This window comes from Acinetobacter sp. 12966, from assembly GCF_031196995.1.
GTDB classification, from domain to species: domain Bacteria; phylum Pseudomonadota; class Gammaproteobacteria; order Pseudomonadales; family Moraxellaceae; genus Acinetobacter; species Acinetobacter geminorum.
Genome location: NZ_JAVIMC010000009.1, coordinates 38,961 through 51,399, shown reverse-complemented (window position 1 = coordinate 51,399; position 12,439 = coordinate 38,961). Strand labels below are relative to the sequence as shown.

At 36.0% G+C, this 12,439-nt stretch carries 11 protein-coding genes and 1 pseudogene; 7 read left to right on the top strand and 5 right to left on the bottom strand.

Features of this window, described 5'->3' with window-relative positions; genetic code table 11:
* Positions 1-238: 238 nt before the first annotated feature.
* Both RFW85_RS01670 and RFW85_RS01665 read right to left on the bottom strand, forming a co-directional pair.
* Positions 239-796, bottom strand: coding sequence for a peptidylprolyl isomerase (locus RFW85_RS01670; RefSeq protein ID WP_032063545.1), 558 nt, complete (start codon positions 794-796; stop codon positions 239-241).
* Between the two features lie 158 nt (positions 797-954).
* Complete coding sequence (locus tag RFW85_RS01665; RefSeq protein WP_032063548.1) at positions 955-2,025, bottom strand: alpha/beta hydrolase; 1,071 nt, start codon at positions 2,023-2,025, stop codon at positions 955-957.
* Positions 2,026-2,235: 210 nt separating this feature from the next.
* On the opposite strand from RFW85_RS01665, the gene RFW85_RS01660 reads away from it, so the two are divergent.
* On the top strand, positions 2,236-2,562 hold the full coding sequence (locus RFW85_RS01660) for a hypothetical protein (RefSeq protein WP_017399657.1): 327 nt from the start codon (positions 2,236-2,238) through the stop codon (positions 2,560-2,562).
* Between the two features lie 169 nt (positions 2,563-2,731).
* Here the strand turns inward: RFW85_RS01660 and RFW85_RS01655 are convergent, their stop codons facing one another.
* Positions 2,732-2,962, bottom strand: a complete 231-nt coding sequence (locus tag RFW85_RS01655) for a hypothetical protein (protein ID WP_000733015.1) — start codon at positions 2,960-2,962, stop codon at positions 2,732-2,734.
* Between the two features lie 391 nt (positions 2,963-3,353).
* Positions 3,354-4,220, bottom strand: a complete 867-nt coding sequence (locus RFW85_RS01650) for an MBL fold metallo-hydrolase (RefSeq protein ID WP_309171078.1) — start codon at positions 4,218-4,220, stop codon at positions 3,354-3,356.
* Positions 4,221-4,326: 106 nt separating this feature from the next.
* On the opposite strand from RFW85_RS01650, the gene RFW85_RS01645 reads away from it, so the two are divergent.
* The 6 genes and pseudogenes from RFW85_RS01645 (at position 4,327) to RFW85_RS01620 (ending at position 10,813) form a co-directional block, all read left to right on the top strand.
* Positions 4,327-5,220 carry a LysR family transcriptional regulator gene (locus tag RFW85_RS01645; protein WP_227602458.1) on the top strand — a complete coding sequence of 298 codons (894 nt, stop codon included), beginning with the start codon at positions 4,327-4,329 and terminating at the stop codon, positions 5,218-5,220.
* 162 nt (positions 5,221-5,382) lie between these two features.
* A complete protein-coding gene (grpE, locus tag RFW85_RS01640; protein ID WP_002115470.1) occupies positions 5,383-5,937 on the top strand; it encodes a nucleotide exchange factor GrpE in 555 nt (184 codons plus the stop codon).
* A gap of 118 nt (positions 5,938-6,055) precedes the next feature.
* On the top strand, positions 6,056-7,996 hold the full coding sequence (gene dnaK, locus RFW85_RS01635; RefSeq protein WP_002115449.1) for a molecular chaperone DnaK: 1,941 nt from the start codon (positions 6,056-6,058) through the stop codon (positions 7,994-7,996).
* Positions 7,997-8,325: 329 nt separating this feature from the next.
* Complete coding sequence (locus tag RFW85_RS01630; RefSeq protein WP_161283144.1) at positions 8,326-9,231, top strand: matrixin family metalloprotease; 906 nt, start codon at positions 8,326-8,328, stop codon at positions 9,229-9,231.
* A gap of 137 nt (positions 9,232-9,368) precedes the next feature.
* Positions 9,369-10,337, top strand: a pseudogene (locus RFW85_RS01625) (M57 family metalloprotease).
* Between the two features lie 101 nt (positions 10,338-10,438).
* Entirely contained in the window at positions 10,439-10,813 is a 375-nt protein-coding gene (locus tag RFW85_RS01620; protein WP_014207668.1) for a hypothetical protein, read from the top strand.
* 63 nt (positions 10,814-10,876) lie between these two features.
* On the opposite strand, the gene RFW85_RS01615 is transcribed toward RFW85_RS01620, so the two are convergent.
* Positions 10,877-12,169 carry a lytic murein transglycosylase gene (locus tag RFW85_RS01615; RefSeq protein WP_214285216.1) on the bottom strand — a complete coding sequence of 431 codons (1,293 nt, stop codon included), beginning with the start codon at positions 12,167-12,169 and terminating at the stop codon, positions 10,877-10,879.
* Positions 12,170-12,439 lie beyond the last annotated feature (270 nt).

Below are 12,439 nucleotides of genomic sequence, written 5' to 3'. Positions count from 1 at the left end.
TTCTTCAATTCTCTTAATGATTTTTCTGCTCTTCGTCAGAGACAGAATTCAACGCAATACTAAGCTTTCATCTTAACCCTGTAAGCTAAGATATTCTCGTGTATCGCGTCGGGATGAGTGCATTATAGGGAAAAAAAACTGGTACGCAAGCACTTTTATAAATATGCACGTTCGACCGGTTCTTTTTCAGCCAAAAAAAATCTCAAAAATAAACAAATATATGATTTATATGGTTAATTTATTTTTGAAGAGTTTTAAACTTTATATCTACTATCTTTATAGCCTGTTTTGGTACGTTTTGATGCATGCCATAGTTTGATGTAGGGACCTGAACAATACGGTCAACCACATCCATTCCTTTAATTACTTTTCCAAAAACTGCGTAACCAGCATTACCCGCAGAACGATTTAAAAAATTATTATCTGCAACGTTTATGAAAAACTGACTAGTAGCTGAGTCAGGATTTGCAGTACGAGCCATAGCCAACGTTCCGCGTGTGTTAGCAATTCCATTTCCAGCTTCATTTTTGATAGGTGCTCGCGTAGTCTTTTCCTGCATATTTGCAGTAAGTCCACCGCCCTGCACCATAAAACCAGGAATTACGCGGTGAAATATCGTATCTTTATAAAAGCCTGACTTTATATAGTCTTTAAAATTCTTCACACTGTTTGGTGCTTTATCATCATAAAGTTGTATTTCAATGTTGCCTAAATTTGTTTGCATTTCAACTAGAGTGTCAGCCCAGACTGAATGACTGCTTATACCCAAACAACATAACATTAATAATTTTTTCATATTTTCCCTACAACAAAATGCCAAACTTAATGAAGGATAAATTTAATCATCTATATAAAAGAATTCTAGTGAGTATTTATTATCTTTTATTTAGTGCTTTATATTTTAGATTTGAGTATTAGTCCACGTTCCACGTGAAACATGGACTAAGCTTTTATTTAACTATTTTTATCCCAGAACTTTCTGAAGTTTTTACTGATCTCGATAGTATATCTTTTTGCCTTTTTCGAAATAGGTGTCAAGTTTATAAAACCGTGGGTTTGATCTGGATATTCTTCATAATGCATTTTGACGCCATTTTGTCTTAGCTTATAGCTATAAATTTTCGCTTCATCATGCAATACGTCATGACCAGCCGTAATCACGAAAGCTGGCGGGTTCTTTTTCAAATTACCATAGGTTGGAGAAATAATCGGATCGTCTAATTCTACATTATGCTGAGTTGCATAATATTGAGTGACATAATTAATATCGCTATCCGTCAAAACTAATCCTTCGTTATAAGCATAAAAAGAAGGATGTCGGCTTTTAAAATCAACTGTAGGGTAAATGAGAAGCTGTGCTTGTGGAGCATAAGGTTTGTTTACTGATCGTTGAGCCACAACCGTACTGATATTGCCGCCTGCACTATCCCCTGCTACAGCAATACGATTTTTTAATATTTTTAGTTGTCTGCGATTTTGATATACCCAAGCTAATGCATCTTCACATGATTGGATTAAATGTTGAGGTGAGACCTCAGGTGCAAGTGGATAATCAATACTGAGTACTTGTACTTTTGCATATTTTGCCAATATACGACAAACCTCATCATGAGTATCTAAACCACCTACAACGAACCCTCCCCCGTGATAGAAAACAATCAGAGGTAATTTTTTATTCGGTGACGGATGATAGTGTCTTGCGAAAACAGTTCCAGTTTGAAGCGGCAAACGAATGTCTTCTACTGAATCAATTTCAGTTGATTTCTGGCGTATAGCCAACATTTGTGTATCAAACTGCCGTCTAGACTCAATAGGATCTGAACCAATGAAACCAATACGTCCCTGTTTAATTTGTACGGCCATCATACATTTAGTAAACGAGTCGAGCTCTGGGTATTGGTAGGCATATCCAAGGATTTTGGCAAGTGATTCTTGAGCTAATCGAGGTAACTTATCAAGAGCTCGAGCAGCAGGCCCTTGGCCCTTATCTAGCAATGTTTGAATTTTTTGATTAAATGCTGTCATGCCTATCTCCATGAATTCCTCTTATCCTTCATATTTTCTACAGAATTCTTTGTTGTTTGACTATATTCGCATACAACTCATGTAATCAAGATACAAAGGTAAAAACCAATCTACGCTAATCTGATTTATAGCAAATGTCATTAACAAATCTGTCGTTTAAAACAGGACTTTTTTGCCAATTATTGTTAACAGACAAAAGGAGATTGTGCTATGTCAGCAAAACTAGTTGTTACTTTATTAGCAACCAGTCTTTTAACTGTAGGTTGTGTTGCTTATACAGATGATCCTTATTACCGCGGTGGTTATGGTTACCATGATCATGATGATGATCGCTATGACCGCAATGATGGACGTCGCTATAGTGACTGGGAAAGAAAACGTTGGGAAGAGCGTAAGAGAATATACGAACAACAACGTAAAGATGCTCGCGAACAGGATAGAAATCGTCGTGAGTGGGAAAAAAGACACCGTGAATGGGAGAAGAAAAGATTAGAAGATCGTGATCACAATCATAGAGATTATCATGATGATGACTAAAATCTATGGGAATATGGAAGCCCCAAAGAAAAAATCTCTTGGGGCTTTTTTGTTGAGAAATCCACATTCTCTTGACTATAGAATAATGAGTAGCAGCTCATTTCATATATAAATCGGCATCTTGAATATATGTACTCTATAATCTTTTAACTGTTCTTATCGCTAAGAATTACTGAGCAGTTGCAGAACCTGAAACAGAACCAGAAGCACCAGCATCAACTTGACCTGGTTGTGCTTGACCAGAAACACCTGCATCTACACCAACACCAGCTTGTACGCCAGATGGGCTAGCGCTAGTTTGAGCTGAACCTGATGCATTTAAGCCAGCTTCAGATGCACAACCAACAGCTGTAAAAGCAACACCAGCAAGCACTACAGAGATAAGACCTAATTTTTTCATAATCACTTTCCTTTCATTACGACAAACATTTAAATGCAAAGTTCATCTTCGCGCTGCCTATAATTCACAATTTTTTTTTCTGGCGTGCGTATCATTGGTTGTCTTTTGTAGTAATAGAAGTACAAATTGTGCAATTTTTTATTAAAACCTCTTCCTTAGCCTCACCTCTACCTTTTATATAGAAGCTACAACTTAAGCTTTTGTTTATTTTTATCAATTTCTAATTTTTATCTTAGCCTTTTACTCTCGTTAAAAATTTTCTCTTCATAGAAACGCTATATAAGGTGCGTAGAATGTTACAGAGACTTTTTACTTGAAAATGCCTTATTTCATAAAAAAAGCCGGGGATAGACCACGGCTTTTTAGAAAATTTATGGTGTTTCGATTTTAATTATGGCCATTGCATCTCACCTTTTACAACTTTTGCACCTAGTTCTAGGCTATCCACACTCTTCAATGTTGGATATTGTTTCTGCATGAGCTGACTTAGCTCACTCGCATTTTTACTTATTTTGACCGCTTTCTCATAGCTCTTGAGATAGTCGATAGAGAAGTTAACCGCATCCAAACCTTGTGGAGCTCCCTCAACCATATGAGCTGGAACAACTGTTTGAGGTTGGAGTGATTTAATACTTTCTAAAGCTTGAATCACTTCATTACGATCTTTAACTTTTGGCGTATCTGCCATCCATAAATGAATACCTGAAGAGACAGGAATACCACCTACTACTGCTTTAGAAGAAGGAATCCATAAATAAGTGAGTTCTTTCTTACCTTTAATTTCGATCGACTCATTTTCTAACTTTAAAGTTTTAGCAGTATAAGCTTGAGGCACAATAATTTGACTAGGCGCATTTGCACCCATTTGTGGACCCCAATATTTCACTTTAAGCGCTTGATTATCTTGGATATGTTTAACAGTTTCTGGCGTTGCGATGATTTGTACATTTGGGAAGTATTGTTTAAATACATCTAAGCCAAAGTAATAGTCCGGATCGCCATAACTTACGAAAATTGTCTTTAGTGTTTTACCGCTATCGAGAATATCTGCAGCAATACGTAATGCTTCAGATTTCGAGAATTGTGCATTCACCAACAGAACTTCTTTATCGCCTTCAATTAAAGTAGAAGTCACACCAAAATGTTCGGGTTTAGCCAGAAAACTTTGGATTTTCAAATCTTGCGCAAAAGCTGAGGAAGCTACCGTTAAAGCAGTAGCAGTTGCTAGGGCTGAAGCAGTTAATTTAAAAAATTTCATTATGTATCTCCAATTTCATGAGAAATACTTTAAATTGCAATTCTTGTAAGATAAATGCACTAAATTAAGATAAACTGTTGCATATATTGTAATAATGATAAAGCATATGGACACATTAAAAGCCATACACGTCTTTGTTTCTATTGCTCAACATGGCAATTTAACCAAAGCCGCCGAACATCTAAATTATTCCCGTGCCATGGTTTCTCGCTATCTTGAGCACCTAGAGCACACCTTCTCAACTCGACTATTTCAAAGAAATACCCGAAAAATATCTCTCACTCCAGCGGGTGAAAAAGCCCTACTCTACTGCGAGAATATTTTACAACAACAGCAACTTTTACAAGAGTTAGCCGCACCAGAACAACATAACGGTACGATTCGCTTCACTTGTGGTTTATTTTTATTTCAATTAGGGGTTGGGGAATGTATCCGCCAATTTAAACAGCAACATCCACATATTCAATTTGATGTATATCTTACTGAAAATACAATGGACTTAATTGATGCTCAGGTCGATTTAGCCTTACGTATAACGCAAAAAGTTGCAGATGGGTTAATTGCACGACCTGTTTGTCAAATTGAGTCCGTTTTCTGCGCTCATCCTGATTATTTAAAGCAACACAGTCCCCTCTCCCATCCAAGGCAACTTATTCAACATGAATGTTTAGCTCACCATAGCCAACATCAATTTTGGACACTTTTTGATACTGAACAGCAACCTCAAAACTATCCTTTGAACGTCACCTTTAAAAGTAATGATGTAAATGCTGTTTATGACATGTGTTTACATGCTCAAGGTGTGGCAATGTTACCGACTTTATTAGTTAAAAAAGATTTAAAAGAAAAACGATTGGTTCCTTTATTTAAAAACTATTCGGCTCCTGAATTAAGTTTGTCGGTGGTATATGCTTCAAGACAACATTTACCCAAAATAACTCAGGAATTTATTGCTTTTATGATCGAAAATTTAGATTTTTACTTAAAACCGCAAAATTAAAAGCTTTAAATTGCCGTGTACGCTTGAATTTTTAGGCAATGCCCATACTTCATCCCTATTAATGAATTACAGCATATGCATGGCAGTTCAGGTTTTACCCAGTAAATGCTGATGCCAAAAGGACTGTACATGTTTAAAAACCCATTTAAACGGAGATCATCAATGGCTAATGAGCAAAATGAGCAAGCTCAAGACATTCAACACGAGCAAGCAGAGCAATCTAATGAGCAAACTCAGGCTGAAGGTGTAGAGCAAGCAAACGACGTTACCGTTGAATCTTTACAAGCGCAAATCACCAAATTAGAAGAAAGCCTAAAACTTGAAAAAGCACGTACTGCAAATGCAGTTTACGAAGCACAAAAAAGTGTAGAGCGTATTCAACGTGAGTCTGACAAGCATAAAGAGACTGTGCTTGAAAAATTTGCAAAAGAATTACTAGATTCTGTTGATAATTTAGAGCGTGCAATTCAAGCGGCTGGTGATGAAGAAACGCCAGTACTTGAAGGTATTAAACTGACCTTGAAGTCGCTGTTAACCACACTTGAAAAATTTGGTGTTGTAGAAGCTGATACGAAAAATGGCTTCAATGCGGATTTACATCAAGCTGTAGGTATTGACCCAAATGCTAAAGCGAATGAAATCGGTAGTGTTTTACAAAAGGGCTATACATTAAATGGTCGCTTATTGCGCCCTGCTATGGTTATGGTTGGTCAATAAATAATTTTTTGAGAGTTTTTAGATTTTTTTTCGCTAAAACGCTTGAAAAAAATAGATTCACTCTCATATCGGATAACAAGCAAAAACATTGCAAAAGAATTTTTGAGGAAAACGTCACATGGCAAAAATTATTGGTATTGACTTAGGTACTACCAACTCATGCGTTGCTGTACTTGAAGGCGATAAAGTAAAAGTAATCGAAAACGCTGAAGGCGCACGTACAACTCCATCGATCATTGCTTATAAAGATGGCGAGATCTTAGTGGGTCAAAGTGCTAAGCGTCAGGCAGTAACTAACCCGAAAAATACATTATTCGCTATCAAGCGTTTAATCGGTCGTCGTTATGAAGATCAAGCGGTACAAAAAGATATCGGTCTTGTACCTTATAAAATCATCAAAGCAGACAATGGCGATGCTTGGGTTGAAGTAAACGATAAAAAATTAGCGCCTCAACAGGTTTCTGCTGAAATCTTGAAAAAGATGAAGAAAACTGCAGAAGACTATTTAGGCGAAACAGTTACTGAAGCAGTTATTACTGTTCCTGCTTACTTTAACGATGCTCAACGTCAAGCAACTAAAGATGCGGGTAAAATCGCTGGTTTAGACGTTAAACGTATCATTAACGAACCAACTGCTGCTGCACTTGCGTTCGGTATGGACAAAAAAGAAGGCGACCGTAAAGTTGCAGTTTACGACTTAGGTGGTGGTACTTTTGACGTATCAATCATTGAAATCGCAGACCTTGATGGCGACCAACAAATCGAAGTGTTATCAACAAACGGTGATACTTTCCTTGGTGGTGAAGACTTTGATAACGCATTAATTGAATTCTTAGTTGAAGAATTTAAGAAAGAACAAAGTGTGAACTTGAAAAATGATCCACTTGCGTTACAACGTTTGAAAGAAGCTGCTGAAAAAGCAAAAATCGAGCTTTCTTCATCAAATGCAACTGAAATCAACCTTCCATACATCACTGCTGATGCAACTGGTCCTAAACACTTAGTAATCAATGTAACACGTGCGAAACTTGAAGGTTTAGTTGCTGATTTAGTTGCTCGCACTATTGAGCCTTGTAAAATCGCACTTAAAGATGCTGGTCTTTCGACTTCAGACATCTCTGACGTGATCTTGGTTGGTGGTCAGTCTCGTATGCCACTTGTACAACAAAAAGTACAAGAATTCTTTGGCAAAGAGCCACGTAAAGACGTGAACCCTGACGAAGCTGTTGCAATCGGTGCTGCGATTCAAGGTGCTGTACTGTCTGGTGACAAAACTGACGTTCTTTTATTAGACGTAACACCATTAACTTTAGGTATTGAAACAATGGGTGGTGTATTAACACCAATCATTGAGAAAAACACGACGATTCCTGCGAAGAAATCACAAGTGTTCTCTACTGCTGCTGACAACCAGCCTGCTGTAGACATTTCAGTTTACCAAGGTGAACGTAAGATGGCTCAACAAAACAAATTGTTGGGTAACTTCCAATTAGGCGATATTCCACCTGCTCCACGTGGTGTGCCACAAATTGAAGTATCTTTCGACATCAATGCTGATGGTATCTTGAAAGTATCTGCTAAAGATAAGAGCACTGGTAAAGAGCAATCGATCCAGATTAAAGCGAACTCAGGTTTGTCTGATGCTGAAATTGAAGCAATGATTAAAGATGCTGAAGCGAATGCTGAAGAAGATCGTAAGTTTGAAGAACTTGCAAAAGCTCGTAACGAAGCTGATGCATTAATTTCAAGCTCGAATAAAGCTGTTAAAGATCTTGGTGACAAAGTTACTGAAGATGAAAAAACAGCTGTAAGCACTGCCGTTTCTGAACTTGAAGCAGCAACAAAAGAAAATGATGTAGAAGATATCAAAGCAAAAACTGAAGCTTTACAAAACATCTTGATGCCTATCACTCAACGTGCTTATGAACAAGCGCAACAAGCTGGTGGTGCTGAAGGCTTTGATCCAAATGCATTCCAAGGTGGTGATGCGGGTCAACAAAAAGCAGATGATGGTGTTGTAGACGCTGAGTTCACTGAAGTTAAAGATGACAAAAAATAATTTGTTTCTTTAATAAAAAACCGCGCTTAGGCGCGGTTTTTTATTGCTTACAAAAAGTAACAATAAGTTTTTTAATAATATTATTCAAAAATTTCTGTCAAAAAGATCAATAATAAAAACTAAATATTTAATTTTAAATAATATTTTTTTGTTAAAAACCCACTGTTATTTACTACATTAATTAATTGATTATTGCCAAGTCTGAGAACATCTTTTTTAATTTTTCGACCAATATCACAAACCTCACCTAATCTATTGAGATTTTTATCGTTTTGACGAATTAAATTAAGTAGCTAACAATAAGATTTATTTATATTTTTTATTTTGCCATGAAAAAATTTCTATGGTGGGGATTGAGCTTATGCTTATGCATGGGCTTACAAACAACACTTTTTGCTCAAAGCAATCTGCCAATTAATTCATCTCATCAGCCTTTAAAATACCGAATTGCTTTTATTGATCCACGATTTCAACTTACTAAAGAACAATTAGTCGAGGTAAGTCAGCAAGCTGCTGAAATCTGGCAAAAAGAAACTGGGAAGACCTATTTTGTTTATGATTCACAGGCTCAATTGTCAATTAACTTAATCTATGATGATCATCAAATGCTTAAAGATGAACAACAAAACAATTTGGATGCACTTTTGCAAAAGCAGGAAGCTTGGCGCATTAAAAATGAAGAAATTGTTCTAAACAAACAGCAAGTTGCTCAACTATCAACTGATTTGAACAAGAAAAAGGCCAATCTAAAAACGGAGTTTGAACAATATCAACAAGAGGTAACGCGCTTTAATCAAGGAGAACAGCAGTACTCTAGTGCCAATAATTTAAAAGAATGGCAAAAACAACTAAAGCAAAAATCGGAAGATTTACAAAATGAATCCAACACTCTAAATCTTAAGATTCAATCACTTAACTTAAAAATTAAAGAGCTAAATCGAGAGCAAAGTGATTTAAGCGCTTTAAAAACACAATTCAAACTAGAGCAGAAAACTAGTATTCAACCCTTCCATAAAGGTTTATTCAGTCAAAACCAAATCCAGATTTACGGCTATGCTTCTTTAAATGACTTACGTTTGACCCTTGCTCATGAGTTCGGCCATGCATTAGGACTAAAACATACTACTGATCCTAAATCATTAATGTATCCACGGTTAAAAGAGCAAGATATTCATAACTTTAAACTAACAGATTCAGATTTAGATTTATTAAGTTCAATTTATAGACCAAATTAAGGAAAAATCGTTAAAGTTAAATGATTAAAAAAACTAAACAAAACCAAATATATTAAATTTTTTCTAAAAAATAATTTGGCATTTGGTAAAAAATAATGAGACTAAAGTCTCATTTATTTTTCTGATTTGTACGTTTTTTGATTGATTTTTCATTTTATATTCTTATAATACGTTTTTTTTAAAATCTCCCCCCTTCGATTATGCGTTTAACATCTTTGTTATTAGGCGTAGCCTTTGCTTTTTCTAATTTTCAGGCTAATGCTAATCTTGCAACTCCAGCTCATACTCAAATCCAGCAAAAAGCAGGTCAACATTTGACTTACAAAATTGCTGATATTGATCCACGTTTTGGTTTAAGCCAAGATCAATTAATTCAAATTAGTCAACAAGCTGCGGACATTTGGAAACAAGGTACTGGACAGGATTATTTTACTTATGATCCAAATGCAAAGTTAGAAATTCGTTTAGTTTACGATAATAGTCAAAGCCGTTCTGAACAGCGTCAAAAAATCGCAGCTCAGTTCCAACAAGAACAGCAACGTGTAATTGATGAACAGCAACAAATTAAGCAATTGAAGCAAACCCTTGGTCAAACTCAGTCTGAGCTTGAAAATAAGAAGCAGATTTTGAATGGCAAATTGAAAAATCTTGACCAACTAATGATGGAGCTTAACCAAGGCAAATTAGCACCTGAATACAGCGCTAAATCTTTGGCTAAAACTCAGAAAGATTTGCAAAAACAAACTGTTGCTTTAAAGAAAGAAATTGCTGCATATAATCAGCAAGCTAAAGACTTAAATGTCAAAGTGACTCATTTTAATCAGATTAATAATGAGTTTAATAATTCATTGAACCAATTTAAGCAAAATGCTCAAGCGGATGTCTTTAAAAAAGGTATCTATAACGGCAAACAAATTGTGATTTATGAGTTTAAGTCTATTGATGATTTACGCTTAACCATTGCTCATGAGTTAGGACATGCACTGGGTTTAAAACATAGTGATCAACCAAATGCATTGATGTACTCAGTACGTAAAGATGGTGACAAAAAAATCACTGGACTTACGGATGCTGACCGTGATCTATTAAGTGCTTTACCTCAATAATTAAAAGCTTGATATAAAATGATGTATCTATTTCTATGTAGATACATCGAAATTGATATCAAAGTCATGTTATTGTGGTCATAAGAGCTAACGAAAATAGAATGGAGATCAAGATGAGTTATTATCATATCCTGATTGAAGTAAATGATCATATCAGCACGATTGAACAGACTCGTGATATTGAACTGTTTGATATTATTGAAATTAAACCATACCTCCATTCTATTTTAATTCCCTTTTTCAATGAGCATGAAATCGAGCTTGAGGATGAAAATATCGAATATAAAGATATTCTCCATCTTGAAGTAAAACAGACTCTGTTACCGATTGAACATTTAATTGAAGAAGAGCAAAAGCAATTACCAAGTGATACTGATGTCACCATTACTGCATATGAAATCTTTAATGATCGTGATTTAAGCCAAGATGTTACGTCAGTTATTTTTGATATTTTGGAAGCAGTTAAATTAGAGTAATTATCTTATATAAGTACCTATAAAAAAGGTCTGCATGAGCAGACCTTTTTTATTATTTCCAGTTTATTGCATCATTTTTTGAGCTTGTTCTTGACGGAATGCGCGTAAAATTTGCTGCCCTGCCCGTCCTGTTGGATTTAAACCTAAACGAGTCTGCTCCTGACGAATAGCTACGCGGGTTTTATCTCCAATAAGACCGTCAACTGCACCAATATCATAGCCACGATTAATCAAAAATTGTTGGATTTCACGACGTTCTGCACGTGAAGTTCCCGGATCATCAGTTGGCCAAGACGCAACAAATGGACCAGCACCTTTTAAACGATCAGATAAATGTGCAATCGCAAGTCCATAGCTTTCCGCAGCGTTATAGCTGTAGATAGCATCAAAATTCTTAAATACTAAAAATACTGGACCATTTATACCTGCAGGTGCCATTAAACCCGCTGAAGTATTACCAGATAAAGCTCCTTGAACAAGTGGAGAACCATCAATTCGGGTCACCCCTCGTGCACTCCAGCTACTTAAAGCTTTCTTTGAACGTCGCCCTTCTCCATCAATTGACATACCTTGGGGAACTTTGACTTCAAAACCCCACGGCATTCCTGTTTGCCAACCTGCTTTATTTAAGAAATTAGCAGTTGAAGCCAGTGCATCAGCTGTACTCGACACTAAATCTCGACGACCATCTCCATCAAAATCAACAGCTAAACGTTCATAGGTAGATGGCATAAATTGAGTATGACCAAATGCCCCAGCCCATGAACCTTTCAGTTGATCTTCGGTTAAATCACCACGTTGTAAAATACGCATAGTGGCAAAAAACTCAGTGCGGAAATAACTTTGTCGACGCCCTTCACAACTTAAAGTGCCGAGTGCTTGTAATAAAGGATATTTACCAGAAATATCACCAAAATTACTTTCAACACCCCACACTGCTACAATTGTTTCCGGCGGCACACCGTAGATTTGAGAAGCACGGTTTAAAACATCTCGATGTTGCGCCAGTTTTTGTTTACCAAGCTCAACGCGCTCTTCATCAACTAGACCAGAAAGATAATCCCAAATTGGTGTCGAAAATTCTGGTTGATAGTTTAATTTATCAATAACTGAATAATCTGGGGTCAAGTTTTGGGTATAACGATCATAAGTTGTACCAGATACTCCAGCAGCAATTGCTTGAGAACGTAAATTTGCCAAACAGCTTTGGAAATTATTATTAGGCGTATAATCTTCACTCGTCACTACTGGAACAGTAGCACTGCTAGGTATTGTAGAACCATTAATTACGAGCTCTGCTTGAGCCTGAGTCATCGCTAAAAATACAGAGCCAACAATACAAGAAAAACGTCGCATATTATCCTAGTTCGATTTTTAAATTTAAATTTGTAAGTACCATACCATTATGAGTCCAAAATTTCAGAGAGAAAACGTAAATTTGAATTCATAATCTCTACTTTAAATTCATTTCCCATGTTTTAAATTCAAATTTTCTACTTTATTTTTGAATTTAAAATTCTCTAGATCAAAATTATTGTTTTTGAATTCAAAACCGATACTCAAGTTTAAATTCAAAAGTACTTCTTTAAATTTAAACTATAAACCTCTCTTTGTTGTGGATAACTT

Bases quoted from the DNA above. Each gene is read 5' to 3' on its own strand.
- RFW85_RS01670 (WP_032063545.1), bottom strand. From the start codon at position 796: ATGAAAAAATTATTAATGTTATGTTGTTTGGGTATAAGCAGTCATTCA.
- RFW85_RS01665 (WP_032063548.1), bottom strand. From the start codon at position 2,025: ATGACAGCATTTAATCAAAAAATTCAAACATTGCTAGATAAGGGCCAA.
- RFW85_RS01660 (WP_017399657.1), top strand. From the start codon at position 2,236: ATGTCAGCAAAACTAGTTGTTACTTTATTAGCAACCAGTCTTTTAACT.
- RFW85_RS01655 (WP_000733015.1), bottom strand. From the start codon at position 2,962: ATGAAAAAATTAGGTCTTATCTCTGTAGTGCTTGCTGGTGTTGCTTTT.
- RFW85_RS01650 (WP_309171078.1), bottom strand. From the start codon at position 4,220: ATGAAATTTTTTAAATTAACTGCTTCAGCCCTAGCAACTGCTACTGCT.
- RFW85_RS01645 (WP_227602458.1), top strand. From the start codon at position 4,327: ATGGACACATTAAAAGCCATACACGTCTTTGTTTCTATTGCTCAACAT.
- grpE (WP_002115470.1), top strand. From the start codon at position 5,383: ATGGCTAATGAGCAAAATGAGCAAGCTCAAGACATTCAACACGAGCAA.
- dnaK (WP_002115449.1), top strand. From the start codon at position 6,056: ATGGCAAAAATTATTGGTATTGACTTAGGTACTACCAACTCATGCGTT.
- RFW85_RS01630 (WP_161283144.1), top strand. From the start codon at position 8,326: ATGAAAAAATTTCTATGGTGGGGATTGAGCTTATGCTTATGCATGGGC.
- RFW85_RS01620 (WP_014207668.1), top strand. From the start codon at position 10,439: ATGGAGATCAAGATGAGTTATTATCATATCCTGATTGAAGTAAATGAT.
- RFW85_RS01615 (WP_214285216.1), bottom strand. From the start codon at position 12,169: ATGCGACGTTTTTCTTGTATTGTTGGCTCTGTATTTTTAGCGATGACT.